General features: G+C 33.0%; 12 protein-coding genes, 9 tRNA genes and 3 rRNA genes. 4 read left to right on the top strand and 20 right to left on the bottom strand.

Annotated features, from left to right (window positions below; genetic code table 4):
• The first annotated feature begins 1 nt into the window (after position 1).
• Both tapR and tyrS read left to right on the top strand, forming a co-directional pair.
• A complete protein-coding gene (tapR, locus tag NPA13_RS00265; protein ID WP_257089213.1) occupies positions 2-586 on the top strand; it encodes a TyrS-associated PheT N-terminal domain-related protein TapR in 585 nt (194 codons plus the stop codon).
• Position 587: 1 nt separating this feature from the next.
• Complete coding sequence (gene tyrS / locus NPA13_RS00260) at positions 588-1,820, top strand: tyrosine--tRNA ligase (RefSeq protein ID WP_257089212.1); 1,233 nt, start codon at positions 588-590, stop codon at positions 1,818-1,820.
• A gap of 35 nt (positions 1,821-1,855) precedes the next feature.
• Here the strand turns inward: tyrS and NPA13_RS00255 are convergent, their stop codons facing one another.
• Genes NPA13_RS00255 through NPA13_RS00245 form a run of 3 tightly spaced genes read right to left on the bottom strand, consistent with a single transcriptional unit; the run spans position 1,856 to position 4,313 of the window.
• Positions 1,856-2,404, bottom strand: coding sequence for a SprT-like domain-containing protein (locus NPA13_RS00255; protein WP_257089210.1), 549 nt, complete (start codon positions 2,402-2,404; stop codon positions 1,856-1,858).
• A gap of 24 nt (positions 2,405-2,428) precedes the next feature.
• Entirely contained in the window at positions 2,429-3,379 is a 951-nt protein-coding gene (locus tag NPA13_RS00250; protein WP_257089209.1) for a hypothetical protein, read from the bottom strand.
• Entirely contained in the window at positions 3,372-4,313 is a 942-nt protein-coding gene (locus NPA13_RS00245; protein ID WP_257089207.1) for an RluA family pseudouridine synthase, read from the bottom strand. The genes NPA13_RS00250 and NPA13_RS00245 overlap by 8 nt, the downstream gene beginning before the upstream one ends.
• A gap of 111 nt (positions 4,314-4,424) precedes the next feature.
• Between NPA13_RS00245 and ffh the strand changes: the two genes are divergently transcribed.
• Positions 4,425-5,777 carry a signal recognition particle protein gene (gene ffh, locus NPA13_RS00240; protein WP_257089205.1) on the top strand — a complete coding sequence of 451 codons (1,353 nt, stop codon included), beginning with the start codon at positions 4,425-4,427 and terminating at the stop codon, positions 5,775-5,777.
• A gap of 66 nt (positions 5,778-5,843) precedes the next feature.
• A tRNA-Thr gene (locus tag NPA13_RS00235) sits at positions 5,844-5,919 on the top strand.
• Between the two features lie 8 nt (positions 5,920-5,927).
• On the opposite strand, the gene NPA13_RS00230 is transcribed toward NPA13_RS00235, so the two are convergent.
• The 17 genes from NPA13_RS00230 to ylqF form a co-directional block, all read right to left on the bottom strand.
• The gene (locus tag NPA13_RS00230) at positions 5,928-6,251 is read right to left on the bottom strand and encodes a co-chaperone YbbN (RefSeq protein WP_257089203.1); all 324 of its coding nucleotides are present in this window, start codon (positions 6,249-6,251) and stop codon (positions 5,928-5,930) included.
• Between the two features lie 129 nt (positions 6,252-6,380).
• Positions 6,381-6,486 (bottom strand): 5S ribosomal RNA (gene rrf, locus NPA13_RS00225).
• Positions 6,487-6,679: 193 nt separating this feature from the next.
• On the bottom strand, positions 6,680-7,348 hold the full coding sequence (locus tag NPA13_RS00220) for a signal peptidase II (RefSeq protein ID WP_257089201.1): 669 nt from the start codon (positions 7,346-7,348) through the stop codon (positions 6,680-6,682).
• Positions 7,349-7,350: 2 nt separating this feature from the next.
• The gene (gene ileS, locus NPA13_RS00215; protein ID WP_257089200.1) at positions 7,351-10,032 is read right to left on the bottom strand and encodes an isoleucine--tRNA ligase; all 2,682 of its coding nucleotides are present in this window, start codon (positions 10,030-10,032) and stop codon (positions 7,351-7,353) included.
• Between the two features lie 105 nt (positions 10,033-10,137).
• A tRNA-Phe gene (locus NPA13_RS00210) sits at positions 10,138-10,213 on the bottom strand.
• A gap of 4 nt (positions 10,214-10,217) precedes the next feature.
• Positions 10,218-10,294, bottom strand: a tRNA-Asp gene (locus NPA13_RS00205).
• 4 nt (positions 10,295-10,298) lie between these two features.
• Positions 10,299-10,373: transfer RNA gene (locus NPA13_RS00200), tRNA-Met, on the bottom strand.
• A 16-nt stretch (positions 10,374-10,389) separates the two neighbouring features.
• Positions 10,390-10,482, bottom strand: a tRNA-Ser gene (locus NPA13_RS00195).
• 3 nt (positions 10,483-10,485) lie between these two features.
• Positions 10,486-10,561 (bottom strand) — tRNA-Ile (locus tag NPA13_RS00190).
• Between the two features lie 6 nt (positions 10,562-10,567).
• Positions 10,568-10,644: transfer RNA gene (locus NPA13_RS00185), tRNA-Met, on the bottom strand.
• A 5-nt stretch (positions 10,645-10,649) separates the two neighbouring features.
• Positions 10,650-10,726: transfer RNA gene (locus NPA13_RS00180), tRNA-Ala, on the bottom strand.
• A gap of 7 nt (positions 10,727-10,733) precedes the next feature.
• A tRNA-Pro gene (locus NPA13_RS00175) sits at positions 10,734-10,810 on the bottom strand.
• A 164-nt stretch (positions 10,811-10,974) separates the two neighbouring features.
• Positions 10,975-13,860, bottom strand: a 23S ribosomal RNA gene (locus NPA13_RS00170).
• A gap of 263 nt (positions 13,861-14,123) precedes the next feature.
• Positions 14,124-15,633 (bottom strand): 16S ribosomal RNA (locus NPA13_RS00165).
• The 16S and 23S rRNA genes sit together here with 8 tRNA genes alongside, the layout of an rRNA operon.
• Positions 15,634-15,821: 188 nt before the next feature.
• The gene (gene rpmB / locus NPA13_RS00160; protein WP_257089198.1) at positions 15,822-16,013 is read right to left on the bottom strand and encodes a 50S ribosomal protein L28; all 192 of its coding nucleotides are present in this window, start codon (positions 16,011-16,013) and stop codon (positions 15,822-15,824) included.
• 133 nt (positions 16,014-16,146) lie between these two features.
• Complete coding sequence (locus NPA13_RS00155; RefSeq protein ID WP_257089196.1) at positions 16,147-18,081, bottom strand: type IIA DNA topoisomerase subunit B; 1,935 nt, start codon at positions 18,079-18,081, stop codon at positions 16,147-16,149.
• Positions 18,082-18,121: 40 nt separating this feature from the next.
• The gene (gene ylqF / locus NPA13_RS00150; RefSeq protein WP_257089194.1) at positions 18,122-18,979 is read right to left on the bottom strand and encodes a ribosome biogenesis GTPase YlqF; all 858 of its coding nucleotides are present in this window, start codon (positions 18,977-18,979) and stop codon (positions 18,122-18,124) included.
• Position 18,980 lies beyond the last annotated feature (1 nt).

Raw genomic sequence — 18,980 nt, 5'->3', positions numbered from 1 at the left:
TATGATATTGTTTAATAATTTGGATAAATCATTCTCAAATGTATCTATTATTTTTGTTGATAGTAGAGTTTCGAAAACTCAAAAAATACAACTTGATAATATGATTATTTTTTCAGATGATAATAAGAAAATACATTCTATAAATTTACTTGATAATAAGCTTCTTGATATTGAACCTAGTTCAAAATTTGGTGCATTAAATGCAGAACAAATTGCAAAATTATCTTCAGTTTTAGTTAAAAACGGCTTTGCTTTAGAAAATGAGCCTAAAATCATTTACGGTTTAATCACAAAAAGAGAAAATCATCCTAAAAGTGAGAAATTATTTGTTCTAGAAGTTTTAATTAATAAAGAAACAAATGAACATATTCAATTAGTTACAAACACATTAGATTCTCAAGAAGGTAAAGTTGTTGTTTTATCATTACCAGGATCAACTGTTTTCAGTGGTCTGGAAGTCTTAGAAGGCGAAATGCTTAATGTAAAAAGTTATGGAATGCTATCAGGATACAGAACTTTAGGAATCGATAGAGAAGGATTAATTTTTGGAACAAGCGAACAAATTGGAAAGGATTTTGAATTTTAAAATGAATGTACTTAAAGAATTAAGATACCGTGGTATTTTGAAGGCCATTAGTAATGAGGAAAAATTCAACTCACTTCCAGAAGGTGTTGGAGTTTACTGTGGTTTTGACCCAACAGCAACAAGTTTACACTTAGGAAATTACATTCAAATAGCTAACTTATTAAGATTTAAACAAGCAGGTTTTACAACTTATGCAATCCTAGGTGGAGCTACAGGAATGATCGGTGATCCTTCTTTCAAAGATTCTGAAAGACAACTTCTTGATGATCTTACTGTTTTAGAAAATAAAAATAAAATTAAGGCACAGCTTGAATCATACGGTTTAACTGTTGTTGATAACTATGATTTTTACAAAGATATGAATATTTTAGAATTTCTTAGATCTGTAGGTAAATTAGTAAATATTTCATATATGCTTGCTAAAGATTCAGTTGCTTCTAGAATTGAAAAAGGATTAAGTTTTACCGAATTCACTTACCAATTAATTCAAGGTTGAGACTTTGCTACTTTATACAAAGATAAAAATATTTGCATTCAATTCGGTGGTTCAGATCAATGAGGAAATATCACAACTGGTTTAGATATGATTTCTACATTGTACGGAAACGATCATAAAGCAGTCGCAATTACAGCTAACTTATTAACTGATGTAAATGGAAATAAATTCGGTAAATCAACAGGTGGTGGTAGTTTATGATTAGATGCATCAAAAACAAAACCATTTGTTATGTATCAATTCTTGTTAAATCAACCTGATAGCGAAGTTGAAAAATTGCTTAAATGATTAACATTTTTACCATTAGAGCAAATTGAACAAATTATTGAAAAACATAAAGAGCAACCTTCATTAAGATATGCTCAAAAAGAGCTTGCTTATGCAGTTATTTCCGACGTTCACTCTAGTGCTGAAGCTAAAAAAGCAAAATTAATTTCAGAAATATTATTTAATAAAAAATTAGATTTATCAAATTATTCAACAGAAGAAATATCTGATATTTATGAAGATATTAACCATTTTGAATTAGTTAAAGACCAAAATTTAATTAATCAACTTATTGAAAATAACATTATTAAATCAAAACGTGAAGCTAGAGAGTTTATTACAAATAATTCAATTAAGCTCAATTTAGAACCAGTAAATGAAGACAGCGTTTTAAATTCAAGTTTATGAAATAACAAATTCGCACTTCTTCACGTTGGTAAGAAAAATATTTACTTAATCAAAATTAAATAGAAATGAAAAATTCTCATCGGTTGATGAGAATTTTCTTATACCTTTGAAGTTCTGCTCAAAATTGGATGATAATGAGCTTCAATCTTTTCTTTTAAATCAGGTAAATAGCGAACTAATTCTTTTTTAAAAGTTTTATCATGTTTAATAAAACCTACTGCATGCAATAATTCGTGAACCACAGTTTCTTTAATAAAATATTCATCGATTAAATACAATCTCTCATTGAACATTATTAAAAATTGTTTTTTGGGATCTGATGATCTAATTACACATCTTCCTCAATATGATTTTGAGTTTTTTAACTCCCATCTTCACCTTTTATCAAGGTTCATTATTTGTGAATATTCATCAAAGTATTTCTGAATAATTATTGAAATTTGTTCTCTTGCAAACTCTAATAATAATGGTTTTATTCTTCTTTCTGACCTACAACGTAGTGATTTTGCTACTTTTTGACTTGAGTCAAATATGTAAAGATAATTATTAGGAAGCAATTTATAAGTGTATCTTTCTCCTAATAAAACAAATCAATCTTTATCAACTGAAATTTCATTTTCAGCAAGCAATTTGTGTGTATAAACCATAATTAAAGATAAAGAAAATGCCTATTAAGCATTTTCTTTATTATGTTCCTCTTCAGCTTGTTTTGTGTAATTAAAAATTAGTTCAGCTAATTTATCTTTAGCCATTTCTTGATATCCACTAATACCTAATAATTCAGCCATTTTGAATAATTGCTCATTTGGAATTTCTAAAAGTTTTTTGATTGCAGTTTCCTTTTGAACATCTGCTTGAATTTTTTCTTCTTCTGATAAATCTTTCTTTTCTGAATTAGTAGCATCTGCTGATTTATTTTGATTTTTGAAAATATCATTTAAGTTTGCGCCATTAGCAAATCCTGAAAATAAATCAGAAATACCATTTGGATTATTTTTGAATAACTCTTGCATTTTAGCAGCCATAGCAAGTGTTTCTTCTTCCATTTTAATTGAGTAGAACATCTTAATAATAAATACAACTTTTTTAGCAGGAATTAATCAGTTAACAATTGTTAATATAGTTGTAACAACATCAATAACAACAATTGCAATTACAATATTTGGTAAACCTGGTTGATTAAATGTGCCGTTAAAAATGTACTTGAATAATGTGAAAACACTAAATAGTCCTACAATTGTTGATAATAGAATTGGTCATCTATTGAAATTAAGGTAAGTTTTTTCCTTACGAACTTTGATAAAAGAAATAATTATCACAATTGCAGCAGCACAAAAAATAATTATGTAAAAGACTTGATTTATTATGTAGAAAATAAATAAACTTCTACTTTCATTTGTGACTTTAATTACATCATCAGATGATAAATTTGTAGTGTCAGGTTTTAAAAATGTATCGTGTCCAATTGTCACAATTAAGAAGCCGGCCAACGTTAATGCAGCAATTAATGTGATTGAAGCGAATAAAAGTCAAACTCAACTAGCAAATGTTTTTTGTCCTTTCTCATACAATTCATCTGCTTTACGATATTTTAGAAAATCTCTTAAATTTCATTTAAGCATTCAATACCTCCTTTATTTTATCTTCTTTTATAAATTCATCGAAGTTAAAATCAGCTACATCAAAGTCGTGTGGTGGTTTTGAATAAAACACCATTTCTTTTCCGGTCATAGGATGATGTAATTCTAATTTATAAGCATGTAATCTTTGCCCATTTTCATCAACATACTTGTTGTAAACAGGATCTCCATAAATTGGATTTTTAATATATGCCATATGCACTCTGATTTGATGTGTTCTTCCTGTCTCAAGTTGACATTTTACAAGTGATTTAGGCAAGTTATCTATGTAAAATGTTTTTAATAAAGTAACGTGAGTAGTTGCTGGTTTAGCATTAATATCAGTCACTTCCATTTTAAGTCTATCTTTAGCATTTCTACCAATAGGTAAGACTAATTTAAGTTTTTTACTTTCTAATACTCCATCACAAATTGCTAAATATGAACGCTTAATTTCGTGAGTAGCAAATAATTCAGAAAGTTTATTATGAACCTCATTGGTCTTTGCAATAACTAATAAACCGCTTGTGTCTTTGTCAATTCTATGAACGATACCTGGTCTAAGCAGCCCATTTTGATCTGACAAATTATTTTTAAAATGATATAAAAGTCCATTCACTAATGTGTCTTCATAATGACCTGGAGCTGGGTGAACTGTCATACCAGTTGGTTTATTAATGACACATAAATATTCATCATCATAAACAATATCTAAATCCATTTGTTTAGGAACTACTTTAATTTCCTTATCAAGTACTCTTGAAATTTTAATTGTTTGACCTTCTCTGACCATAAATTTAGGTTTATTAACTAAAACATCATCAACTGTTACAACTCTCTCATCAATAAGTTGCTTAATATCATTACGTGATATTTCAGTATTATTTGAAATATATTTATCAATTCTTTCAGGATATTTAACTACTAATTCAATCATAAATTCAATTATATATTTTTTATAGATTTTATTTGTATTTACTAATAAATATTTATTTATTAGTACGGTTGAGAAAACTATATAAAAAGTTTTTAATGTTATAATATGACTATGTTAGATTTTTTAGAGAAAAGAATACAAAAAAGTATTGCAAAAATGTCAAAAAAAACAACTCTAAATGAAGCTGATATTTTAGAAGTAACTAAAGACGTAAAATTAGCACTTCTTGAAGCTGATGTTAACTTAAGGGTTGTTAAAGAGTTTATTAATAATGTTAAAGCAAAGGCTTTAGAATCTGAAATTATAGGTAAATTAAATCCATCACAACAAATGATTAAAATTTTTCACGATGAACTTGTAAATATTTTAGGTGGAAAAACTACCGAAATTTCAATCACAAAAAAACCTTATATCATTATGATGTGTGGACTTCAAGGTTCAGGGAAAACTACAGCAACAGCTAAAATTGCTTACTATCTTAGAAAGAAAAAATTCGTAAATAATCCACTTGTTGTTGCAGCTGACATCTATCGTCCAGCTGCTGTGCAACAATTAGTCACTTTAGCAAAGAGTATTCAAGTTGATTACTATGAGCAAGGTGTTGAAGTTCCTGCAGAAGAAATTGTAACTAATGCATTAAAACAAGCTGATGCTAATAAAAATGACTTAATTATTATCGATACAGCCGGTCGTTTATCGATTGATGAGAAATTAATGCAAGAGCTTAAAAACATCAAACAAATTGCTCATCCATCTGAAATATTCTTTGTTGCTGATGCTATGTCTGGTCAAGACATTGTTAATGTTACTCAAACATTCAATGATAACTTAAGCTTATCAGGTTTAATTATTACAAAACTTGATTCAGATGCGCGTGGTGGAGCTGCATTAAGCTTACGTCAAGTGCTAAATGTGCCTATCAGATTTATTGGTACAGGTGAAAAAACATCTAATATTGATTTATTTCACCCTAACCGTATGGCTGATAGAATTCTCGGGATGGGTGATGTTTTATCACTTATCGAACATGCGCAAGATAACATTGATGAAGATAAAGCAAAAAATATGGTTGAAAGAATTTTTTCAGGTAAATTTGACCTTGATGATTTAATGGATCAAATTAAGCAAATGAAGAAATTAGGTAAATTCTCAAAATTACTTAAAATGCTTCCTGGTTCTTTATCAAATAAAATTAATGAAGAAGACTTAGATAAAGCTGAAGAAAAAATGCAACTTTACCAAATCTTAATGTCTTCAATGACTAAGAAAGAAAGAAAAAATCCTAAACTTTTAAAACAAGCATCTAGAAAAGAAAGAATTTTAAAAGGTTCAGGAAGAAGTGTTCAAGAATACAATAAACTACTTAATGAGTTTGAATCAATGCAAAAAAGAATAGTTGATATGGCTAATAAATTCAAAAATGGTGGAACAAGTGGTTTAGGTGGTCTTGGAGGATTATTCTAAAACAAAAAGCAACATTTAATTATGTTGCTTTTTTAATTTTATTGATAAAATTAACTTATTAAATGTGCCATCATAGCTCAGCAGGCAGAGCACTTCCATGGTAAGGAAGGGGTCGCTGGTTCGAGTCCAGTTGTTGGCACCATTTTTTTATTACTCTTTTGACACTTTGTCTAAAACAGATTTTAATTCTGAATATGGTAAATATCCTGAAAGTGCAGTTACATATTTTGCATCCTTATAAATTTGAATATATGGAATACTTGTAATATTCATCTCTCTTGCAAAATCTCTGTTTTTATCAATATTAACTCTTAATATTTCAACATTATCTTTTTGGTCTAATTCAGTTAATGTGTTTGCATATAACATTTTACATGGGCCACATCAGTCTGCATAAAATACTAAAAGTTTAACACCTTTTGAATTATCTAAAAGTGAAAAAACATCTTGTTTTTTTAAATCATTGTGAATCATTTTCGCCTCCCTTAAACAATATGTAATTATTATACCAAAAAATTAAAAAGTGCTTTTTAGCACTTATTTTTTATAAAATTTCAACTTTTTACTGCTTTTAATATAACATTTTTAAAAAAGGTATAAAAAAAGCAGCGGCTCCCTATTTTCACTGTAAAGCTATCTTCGGCACTAAAGGGCTTAACTACTGAGTTCGGAATGGATTCAGGTGATCCCCTTTGCTATAACCACTGTCAATATTATAGCACTGATAAATAAAAACAAAAATATTTTTTAAATTTTTTTCTAAAAAATTCTGATCTCCAATGGAACACAAATTTCATCATTTACATTCATTGATTAGGAAACTAAATTTAACACTATGAATTTACAAAATTAGTAGAAGAAAAACATCCCAACAATGTTGAGATGTTTATTTAATTACTGAATTATTTATTACGTATATAAATGTTAGCTTCGTATTCTAAATTTTTATCCTCTTCACGTGCTTCTTTAATTCACATTGTAATTGAAATGATAATGAATAGTATGATACCAACAAATACAAATGTATCAGCTAGATTGAATGTACCTTTATCTGCTCAAGGTAAGTAAAGCATATCTTTTACATAACCGTTAAATAAAATTCTATCTAACGCATTTCCGAAATCTCCTGCTAATAAGATACCTAATGGTATTGAATAGTATAAAGAATTCTTAGTGAAGAATAAAGGCAATATTAGGATAAATGCAGCCACCATAAAGCTTAATCCTTGAATTAAAGCAATATTGGTTGTTTTAAGAAATGTGACACCTTTATGTCAAATAGATCTAATTCCAAATAAACCAAAATTTTGTCATTCACCAGAATTAGATGGATAAATATTTTCAGGGAAAATGTATGTTCCATCTGGTAAAGGAGCTTGCCCATCTGGTCTTAATCTTAAAACATCACCATGTTTAAATAGAAAAGTTTTTGTTAGCTGGTCTATTGTTAAGAAAATTGCAAAAACAATGAATAATATTACATATGCAGTTAAAATTGATTTTCAATTTACTTTGAAATGTTCAACTATTTTAGTAACAAAAGTTTTATTTTTTTGTTCTTGATTATTCATAATTATTTATCTTCCCAATCTTTTACAATTTCATAACATGTATTACATAAATTATCTATCATCTCTGATTTATCAAAATGATTTCAACATCTTTGACATTTTTCAGAATCAAATGTTGTAATTTCTAATTCATCATTTGATTCAAATGATACTTTACCTACCATTAATAAAGTTTTTAAATCAAGAGATTTGATAAAGTCTGATAATGAATTCGGTAATTTAACATATGCTTCATTAATTCTCTTAATTGAGCCTTCTTTAATCAAGTTGTCAACTTTAGCATTTACTTCAGCACGTAATTGGAAGAATTCATCAAATTGTTCAATTAATGATTTATTAACTGCAACATTATTAAAATCAAATGCATCAAACATTATTGAATCGTACTTTGTAGCTTTATTAAAGTGTTCGTATGCTTCTTCAGCTGTTGTAGGTAAAATAGGAGCAATTGCTTTAATAATAAAGTCTACGATTTCATATAAGTTCGATTGAACCATTAATCTTTCTGGATCGTTTGTTTTTCTTATATAAAGGATGTCTTTAGTAATTGATAAATAGAATCCAGATAAGTCAACAATATAGTTATTTAATAATTTAACAACATTAATGAATTTATATTCATCATAAGCTTTTTTAATATTTAATTTTAATTCATTTAATTGTTCTGAAATAAGTGCATGAATACCTGTTTTTTGAATATTAGAATCATATTCAAAACCAGATAAATTACCTAACATAAATCTGATAGTATTTCTGATTTTTCTATAGATTTCAGTGTTTTGATCGAGGATATCATCTGAAATATTTACATCATTTGTATATTCACTATTAGCTGCTCATAATCTTAATATATCAGCACCACGTTTTTTAACAACATCAATAGGCTTAATTACATTTCCTAATGATTTTGACATCTTGTCACCATTTTTATCTAAAACAAAACCGTGTGAAACAATTTGCTTATATGGAGCTGTTTTTTGATATGCAACTGAGTTAATGATAGATGAGTTAAATCAACCTCTGTATTGGTCAATTCCCTCTAAATATAAGTCATACGGAGCCTTGTAACGCTGGTCAATATCAACAGCAGTAAATGAAACACCAGAATCAAATCAAACATCCATAATATCCATTTCTCTTGTAAATTCTCTACCTTTGTATTTTGGATGCAATAAGTCTTGTGTATCTCATTCTCATCAGATATTGATATCGTGCTCTAAAACTTGATTAATTGTGAAATCAAATTGTTCTTTATCAATTACAGGGTTTTTATGTTCATCATAAAAGATAATGATTGGAACACCTCAAGTTCTTTGTCTTGAAATAGTTCAATCACCTCTTTCCGCGATCATATTTCTTAATCTTGTTTTAGCTCATTCTGGATATGTCGAAACTTTTGTTTCAATATTTTCTAAAATGTCTCTTCTAATCTTATCAATAGAAACAAATCATTGAGGTGTACCTCTATAAATAATTGGTTTGTGAGTTCTTCAATCGTGTGGATATGAGTGCTTCATAAACTCTAATTTCATAACTCTATCATCTAAAAACTCAACAATAGGTTTGTTTGCGCTATCATAAAATAAACCATCAAAATCAGTACCTGTTCCAAAGATGGTTCCATCATCTGCAACGTGCATAATTTTTTCTAAATTAAATCTTTGCCCAATTAAAAAGTCGTCTTCTCCGAACATTGGAGCAATATGAACAATACCTGTACCAGATTCTTCAGTAACATGATGACCAACAACTAACGGAGCTAATAAACGAGTGATTGGTGTGAAATATAAAATATTTTTACCAAGAACTTCATACCCATAAAATTCATCTAGAATGTCATATTCATAAATTTCATTCTTCTCAGCATATTTCTTAAATAATTCTTCTGAAAAAATTAGAGTATCATTTTCAACCTTAACTCTAATGTATTTAATTTTAAGCCCTACGGCAGCTCCTGAGTTAGCTAATAATGTTCAAGGAGTAGTTGTTCAAACAACAATATCATCACCGTTATGGATCTTGTCGAAGTTACTACTTACAACTCTTAGTTTTAAATATAATGATGGACTTCTTACTTCTTTATATTCAACTTCAGCTTCTGCTAAAGCACTTTGTGAAGTAGGAGATCAATAAATCGGTTTAAGTCCCTTATATACTAAACCATCTAAAATCATTTTAGAAAAGACTTCTAATTGTTTAGCTACATATTTCTTATCTAAAGTGATGTAATACTTTTTAAAATCTGAAAAAAGTTGTAATTGTTTAAATTGTTCTTTCTGAATTTCGACTTGTTCTAATGCATAAGCTTTCGCTTTAATTCTTAACTCAAGTGGTGAAATTTCTTCTTTCTTAAGGTTACTTTCTGAAAGCATTTTATGTTCAATAGGTAATCCATGTGTATCTCATCCAGGAACAAATGGAGAATAATATTTATTTAAAGTTTTTCATCTCACAATTATATCTTTTAAGATTTTGTTTAAAGCATGACCTACATGTAAATCTCCATTAGCATATGGTGGACCATCATGTAAAATGAAAGATATATTATCTTTATATTCTTCTAATATTCTTTGATATATGTTATCTTGATATCACTTTTCTCTATATTTACTTTCTTTTTCAATTAAATTAGCTTTCATTTCAAAGCTTGTTTGTGGCATATTTAAAGTCTTTTTGAAGTCCATATTTTCTCCCTGTTGTTAAATTATAAATTAATTATAAATAAATTAAATTATATAAGAAAATCCTCTAATTTACTAACTTAACAAGTTAACAAATTAGAGGATTTTTGGTGGCCTCGGCAGGAATCGAACCAGCGACACACAGAGCTTCAATCTGTTGCTCTACCTACTGAGCTACAAGGCCATAATGGCGGTCCAGACGGGGATCGAACCCGCGTTCTCCTCCGTGACAGGGAGGCGTATTAAACCACTTTACCACTGGACCGTTTTGGTTGCAGAGGAAAGAATTGAACTTTCGACCTTCGGGTTATGAGCCCGACGAGCTACCACTGCTCCACTCTGCTATGTATCTCCTGTTATTGGCGGGTGATGAGGGATTCGAACCCCCGCGGGCCGTGAAGCCCCTGCTAGTTTTCAAGACTAGTCCCTTCAGCCGGACTTGGGTAATCACCCGTATGGTGGACCTAACAGGATTCGAACCTGTAACCGACCGGTTATGAGCCGGTTGCTCTAACCGTTGAGCTATAGGTCCGTAATTTGGTAGCACCGAAGAGATTCGAACTCTTGACCTTCCGGGTATGAACCGGATGCTCTAACCAACTGAGCTACAGTGCCATATATGGTGGAGAGTATGGGATTCGAACCCACCACCTCCTGCGTGCAAGGCAGGCGCTCTAGCCAAATGAGCTAACCCCCCATATAAATGGTGAAGAAGACAGGATTTGAACCTGCGACCACTACAGCCCAAATGTAGTGCTCTACCAAGCTGAGCTACTTCTCCAACAATCATTAGTTGCGTTATTATTATAATATAAAAAATATTTTTATGAAATTTTTTTTATATTTTTTTGAAAATAAAAAACACCATTAAAGGTGTCAAATATTCTTTGAAAACTGAATAGTTATTTTAATAATTCATTAAAATGTCTGAATACACCTTAATATACTTTTAAACCTATCAATTTATTAGTAATGGTCAGCTGAATGTATTACTACACTTACACTTCCATCCTATCAACCTCGTAGTCTACAAGGAATTTCAAGGGAATACTTATCTCTGAGGAGGCTTCCCACTTAGATGCTTTCAGCGGTTATCCCTTCCGTACTTAGCTACCCAGCTGTGCTTCTGGCGAAACAACTGGAACACCAGCGGTACGTCCACTCCGGTCCTCTCGTACTAAGAGCAGCTCTCATCAATATTCCAACGCCCACATCAGATAGGGACCGAACTGTCTCACGACGTTCTGAACCCAGCTCGCGTACCGCTTTAATTGGCGAACAGCCAAACCCTTGGAACCGACTCCAGCTCCAGGATGCGATGAGCCGACATCGAGGTGCCAAACCTTGCCGTCGATGTGATCTCTTGGGCAAGATAAGCCTGTTATCCCCAGGGTAACTTTTATCCGTTGAGCGACTGCCGTTCCATGACGTACAGCCGGATCACTAAGTCCTGCTTTCGCACCTGCTCGACTTGTAGGTCTCGCAGTCAAGCACACTTCTACCTTTGCGCTCTTCATACGGTTTCTGACCGTATTGAGTGTACCTTTGAACGCCTCCGTTACCTTTTAGGAGGCGACCGCCCCAGTCAAACTACCCACCACGCACTGTCTCCCCACCGGATAACGGTGGCAGGTTAGAAACTCAACATACCAAGGGTGGTATTTCAAGGTCGACTACTCTAAGACTGGCGTCTTAGCATCACTGTCTCCCACCTATCCTACACATGTTAGGCCAAGTTTCAATACGAAGTTGTAGTAAAGCTCCATGGGGTCTTTTCGTCTTGATGCGGGTACCCAGCGTTTTCACTGGGACCATAATTTCACCGAGTCCAATGTTGAGACAGTTGAGAGATCATTGCGCCTTTCGTGCAGGTCAGTATTTAGCCGACAAGGAATTTCGCTACCTTAGGACCGTTATAGTTACGGCCGCCGTTCACCCGGGCTTCATTTCAATGCTTCGCGTAAAGCTAACAAATCCACTTAACCTTCGGGCACTGGGCAGGCTTCACCCCCTATACATCATCTTACGATTTAGCAGAGAGCTGTGTTTTTGATAAACAGTTGCCCCTCACAATTTACTGTGGCCAACTAAAAGTTGGCACCCCTTTTCGCGAACTTACGGGGTTAATTTGCAGAGTTCCTTAACATTGGTTTTCTCGCTCGCCTTAGAATACTCATCTTGGGAACGTGTGTCCGTTCTCGGTACAGGTACCATTGACCTTAAAGTTTAGAAGCTTTTCTAGGAAGTATGAAATCACACAATTCGATGAAACCACCTATGCATCATAGCTCCCAGTTACAGAGTTCGCATTTAACTAAACTCACCAGTTGCTACTTACCCCCAAATCCAATAATGGGTAGTGCTATCCTCCTTCGTCACTCCATCACAAATCAAGGTAGTACAGGAATATTAACCTGTTGTCCATCGGATACGCTTTTCAGCCTCTCCTTAGGTCCTGACTAACCCTGGGTGGACGAACCTTCCCCAGGAAACCTTTCCCAATAGGCGTTGAGGATTCTCACCTCAAATCGTTACTCATACCGGCATTCTCACTTCTTAACGCTCCACCAGTCCTCACGGTCTGACTTCACTGCGATAAGAACGCTCCTCTAACGTACTAAATGTACCCGTGGCTTCGGTATTGTGTTTTACTCCCGTTACATTATTGGCGCAAGATCTCTTGACTAGTGAGCTATTACGCACTCTTTAAAGGATGGCTGCTTCTAAGCCAACCTCCTAGTTGTTTATGAAATCTCACAACCTTTCTGACTTAACACAATTTTGGGACCTTAGCCGACGATCTGGGTTGTTGCCCTCGCGAGCCGGGACGTTAGCACCCCGGTTCCGACTGCATGATAATACACAATGATATTCGGAGTTTGATTATAGTCAGTACCGCTAGACGCGGCCATTCCATATTCAGTGCTCTACCATCAAAGTTTAACATCACACGCTAGCCCTAAAGCTATTTCGAGGAGAACCAGCTATCTCCAAGTTCGATTGGAATTTCTCCACTATTCACAAGTCATCCGGGCACTTTTCAGCGTACTACGGTTCGGCCCTCCACTTGGGGTTAGCCAAGCTTCAGCCTGCTCATGAATAGATCACATGGTTTCGGGTATATATCAACATACTAAACGCCCTATTAAGACTCGATTTCTCTACGGCTCCGTTTTTATCTACTTAACCTCGCATGTTAACATAACTCGCCGGTCCATACTGCAAGATGTACGCCATCAGCCATTAACGGCCTCTGACTAATTGTAAGTAAGTGGTTTCAGATTCTATTTCACTCCCCTCCCGGGGTTCTTTTCACCTTTCCCTCACGGTACTAGTTCACTATCGGTGTCTGGTTAGTATTTAGCCTTACCGGATGGTCCCGGCAGATTCAGACAGGGTTTCACGTGCCCCGACCTACTCAGGATACTACTAAAAGACTTTGCTATTTTGCATACAGGAGTATCACCTTCTGTGCTTAGACTTTCCAATCTATTCTGCTATAACAAAATTTTGTAACTTTGTGTAAGTAGTCCTACAACCCCAATTAAAAATTGGTTTGGGCTCTTTCACGTTCGCTCGCCGCTACTGATGAAATCATTTTTTATTTTCTCTTCCTGTTGCTACTAAGATGTTTCAGTTCACAACGTGTCTCGCAAAAGGGACTATGTATTCATCCCTTAGCAACTAGACATTACTCTAGTTAGGTTTCCCCATTCGGAAATCCCCGTTTCGTAGCTTATATCCAGCTCCACGAGGCTTATCGCAGGTAATCACGTCCTTCATCGACTTCCAGACCCAAGGCATCCACCACAAACTCTTACTTATTTAAAAGTTGTAACAATATAACCTATTATTGTTGATGTATTCAAAGACATTTTAATAAATTATTATTTCTAATAATTCATAACTCGGTATCCAAAACAAATTGACTTTAATTTATTTTTGATGTCGTTGTTATATTAATATCTTTATAACTATTCAGTTTTCAAAGAACATTAGAGAGAAATTCTCTCAAAACTAGATATATCATGACAAAAATTATCGTAATAAAAGATTTAGAATAGCAATATAAAATTGCTGATTGTACTCCGTAGAAAGGAGGTGATCCATCCCCACGTTCTCGTAGGGATACCTTGTTACGACTTCACCCCAGTCACCAGTCCTGCCTTAGGCGGTCGTCTCCGTAGTTGACATAACCGACTTCGGGCATTACCAGCTCCCATGGTGTGACGGGCGGTGTGTACAAGACCCGAGAACGTATTCACCGTAGCGTAGCTGATCTACGATTACTAGCGATTCCGACTTCATGTAGTCGAGTTGCAGACTACAATCCGAACTGAGAATGGTTTTTGAGATTTGCTCCACGTCGCCGTATTGCTTCTCTTTGTACCATCCATTGTAGCACGTGTGTTGCCCCACTCGTAAGAGGCATGATGATTTGACGTCGTCCCCACCTTCCTCCCAGTTACCCGGGCAGTTTCCTTAGATCATCTAACTAAGGACAAGGGTTGCGCTCGTTGCAGGACTTAACCGAACATCTCACGACACGAGCTGACGACAACCATGCACCATCTGTCATTCCGTTAACCTCCACTATATCTCTATAGCTTTGCGGAAGATGTCAAGAGTGGGTAAGGTTCTACGCGTATCTTCAAATTAAACCACATGCTCCACCGCTTGTGCGGATCCCCGTCAATTCCTTTAAGTTTCACTCTTGCGAGCATACTACTCAGGTGGATGATTTAATGCGTTAGCTGCGCCAATAGCTTCATCACTATTAGCTAATCATCATCGTTTACGGCGTGGACTACCAGGGTATCTAATCCTGTTTGCTCCCCACGCTTTCGTCTCTCAGTGTCAATATGCACCCAGTTAACTGCCTTCGCCATGTTGGTGTTCTTCCTTATATCTACGCATTTCACCGCTTCACAAGGAATTCCGTTAACCTCTATGCAATTCTAGTATGCCAGTATCCAACGCGATTTGGGGTTGAGCCCCAAGTTTTGACGTCAGACTTAACATACAACCTACAGACGCTTTACACCCAATAATTCCGGATAACGCTTGCAACCTATGTATTACCGCGGCTGCTGGCACATAGTTAGCCGTTGCTTTCTGATTTAGTACTGTCAAGATAATAGCATTTCCTCTACTATTTTTTCATCCTAAATAACAGCAGTTTACAACCCGAAGGCCTTCATCCTGCACGCTGTGTCGCTCCATCAGACTTTCGTCCATTGTGGAAAATTCCCTACTGCTGCCTCCCGTAGGAGTCTGGGCCGTATCTCAGTCCCAGTGTGACGGTTCAGTCTCTCAACCCCGTTAAACATCATAGCCTTGGTAGGCCATTACCCTACCAACTAGCTAATGTTACGCACCCCAATCCTTTAGTGAAGCTTTAAGGCTCCTTTTATATATAGAACATGCGTTCCATATAAGTATCCGGTATTAGCGATAATTTCTCATCGTTATCCCAATCTAAAGGGCATGTTAAGTACGTGTTACTCACCCATTCGCCGCTAAGTTCAAAGAACTTCGCTCGACATGCATGTATTAGGCACACAGCCAGCGTTCATCCTGAGCCAGGATCAAACTCTCGAAAAAAATTGACTTGTCATGTCTTGTATATATCTAGTTTTCAAAGAACTTCTTTGCTATCAAAAGCAAGAATATTATAACACTAATTATTTTTTTATTCAAAGTTTTTTTAAAAAAAATAAAAAAATAAATTACTTGATCAAGGTAATTTATTTTGATTATATATGTTTAATTTAAAAGTATTAGAGAAATGATTAAATTAACCCTTTGTTTTTAAGAGTTTTTAATGTTTTTGCACTTACTCTTAATGTCATTTTTTGACCGTCTATTGTAACTCTAACTTTTTGTAAGTTAACATTAAATTTTCTTTTTGTAGCATTTAATGCGTGTGAACGTTTGTTACCTGTTTGAGGTCCTCTACCTGTTAAAACGTCTCTTCTTGACATAATTTCTTCCTTTCTATAAGTAATAAATGTTTATAAACTTTTATTTAGTCTTTATAAAAAGAGTAAAAATAAAATTCTTTGATATTATAGCAAAAAACTTTATTTTATTGTTTTTTTATAAAAATCATTTTGATTAATTAGATATGTTTAATTTTTCAATGAAATTATCTTCAAGTGTAAAGTTTACATTTTGATCAATTCAATATCTTCTGTTTTCAACATTTTCTCCCATAAGAACTGAAACTCTTCTTTCAGCAATAAGAGCATCTTCAATTGTTACTTGAACTAATGTTCTTGTTTTAGGATCCATAGTTGTTTCTCACAATTGATCAGCATTCATTTCTCCTAGACCTTTATATCTTTGGAGTTCATATGATTCTTTTATATTTTCCAGCATATCACTTAAATCATCTTCATCTCATGCATAAAGAATTTTTTTACTGCTCTTAAGAGTCACTTTATATAATGGAGGAAGTGCAAGGAAAATTTTTCCTTGTTCAATCATTTGTTTCATAAATCTATAAAAGAATGTTAATAATAGAAGTTGAATGTGAGCACCATCAGTGTCAGCATCGGTCATAATGATTATTTTTCCATATTGGGATTTTTCAATATCAAAATCTCTACCGTATCCTGCTCCAATTGCTTTAATAATCGTGTTGATTTCTTCATTTTCAAGAACTTCAACCATTTTTTTCTTTTCAGAGTTAATGACTTTTCCACGTAATGGTAAGATAGCTTGAAATCTTCTATCCCTTCCACTTTTTGCCGAACCACCTGCTGAGTCCCCTTCGACTAGAAATAACTCATTTTGTTCATTATTTTTACCAGTCGCAGGTTTTAATTTGTCACTTAAAATTAATTTTTCTTTACCTGTTTGCTTTGTTTTTCTACTTTCATCTTTTAATGATTTTTGTTTTTGTCTTAAATCATATGAAGATTCAATTTTATCTATGATTAATTTAGCTTGTTCTTTGTGTTCACTTAATCAAGAATCTAAATATTTAAAGACAATTTCTTCAACAACAGGTTTAGCATCTGGAGTCCCTAATTTATCTTTAGTTTGACCTACGAATTCAAGAATACTTTCAGGAATTTTTAAAGAGAGAACGCAACTGAGCCCTTCTTTAATGTCTGCTCATTCATAAATTCTTTGACCTTTGACTACATTTTCTTTTGACACAAAGTTATTAACAGATTTAACAAATGCAGTTTTTAGTCCAACCACATGTGAACCACCATCGCTTGTTTTAACATTGTTAACAAAACTCAGAATTGTATCTTCATATTGAGTTGTTCATTGAAAAGCAAAATCAACAGAGATGCCTCTTTTTTCATCTTGAAATGAAATAGGTTTTGAAACTAAATCTTTTGAATCATTTAAAAAGTTTAAGAATGATTCAAGACCTTTAGTATATTCATAAATTTCTGTTTTATCATTATTTTGATCTCTTAATATTATTTTTAAATTAGAAATTAAGAAAGCTCTTTCTTTAAGTCTTTCTGAAATTTTGTCAAAACTTAACTTAGCTCTTTTGAAAAGTGGATAATCAGGTCAGAAAGTCACTATTGTTCCAGTATTTTTAGATACACCTACCTCGTGAGTTCTTTGAAGGATTTTTTCTTGTTGAAATTCAGTTAAATAGATCTTTTTATCTCTTGAAACTTCTACAACAACTTTTGTTGATAAAGCATTAACAACACTAGCTCCAACACCGTGAAGACCTCCTGATGTTTTATACGCACTATCATCAAATTTTCCACCTGTATGCAATTCAGTGAAAGCAGCTTCTACAGCTGTTTTTGTTGAACCTTTAATTTTATCAACCGGAATACCACGTCCATTGTCTTGAACTGAAACACCACCATCATTTCTCAATGTAACAATTATTTCAGTTGCATAACCAGCTAGTGCCTCGTCGATTGAGTTATCTACAATTTCTCAAACTAAGTGATGTAAACCGTGTACATCGGTTCCACCAATGTACATACCAGGTCTTTTTCTAACAGCTTCAAGCCCTTTTAATTGTTGAATATTACTTGCATTATATGTATTGTTTTGACTCATAGTTTAAATATTATAAAAGATTAAATAAAAAACATACGAATTAATCGTATGTAACTCCTTCTAAATTTTTAGCTCAATTTATAAAATGTTGGTAAGTTTTTACAGTGTCAATTCTTTGGTTTTCTTTGTAAATTTTAAATCTTTCACCATAGCTAAATAATTGTGAGTAAATTTCAATATCATCTTGAGATGGTTTTAGACCTAATTGTTCTAATTTTTCTGGATAATATTTTGAAATTAATCCATAAAACTTCATTGAAACAACCTCTGGTGAGAAATTATCTAATTTAATAGCACCTGTGATTAATAATTTAACAGCAACTTCTTGATCTTCAAATTTAGGAAGCAAAATACCTGGTGTATCTAAAAATAAATATTCACCATTGACAACTCACTTATTTTCTCTGGTTACACCTGGATAGTTAGCGACTTTTAAAGTTTTTTTATCTGAAACTAAATTAATAAGTGTACTTTTCCCACAGTTTGGAACGCCAACAACAAATGATTTCATTCTGGTTATCAACATACCTTTTTCTCTGTTTTTATTAATTCTTTCTTGTGAAAGTTTTTTAATTGTTTTTAAAATAACTTGTTTTGAAGATGATTTTCTAAGATCTAATCATAATAACGTTTCGTTTGCAAATCTTTTTTCAATTTTTGCTTTTTTGGATTGATCCATTAAATCTGATTTAGTAATAATGAACAATCTCTTTTTTTGTGGTGCAATTTTGTCAAAGTCTTCGTTATATGAACTAATTGGACATCTTGCATCTAAAACTACTATAAAAATATCTGCTAATGAAGCTTTTTCTTTTAATTCCTTGAAAGCCTTAGCCATATGACCAGGGAATCATTGAATCAAATTCTCATATTTTTGTTCTTTGTGTTCTAATTCCATA

This window comes from Mycoplasma sp. 2045, from assembly GCF_024582715.1.
Taxonomy (GTDB): Bacteria; Bacillota_I; Bacilli_A; order Mycoplasmatales; family Metamycoplasmataceae; genus Mycoplasmopsis.
The sequence above is the reverse complement of the archived record's forward strand: the minus strand, read 5'-3'. Positions and strand labels throughout refer to the sequence as shown.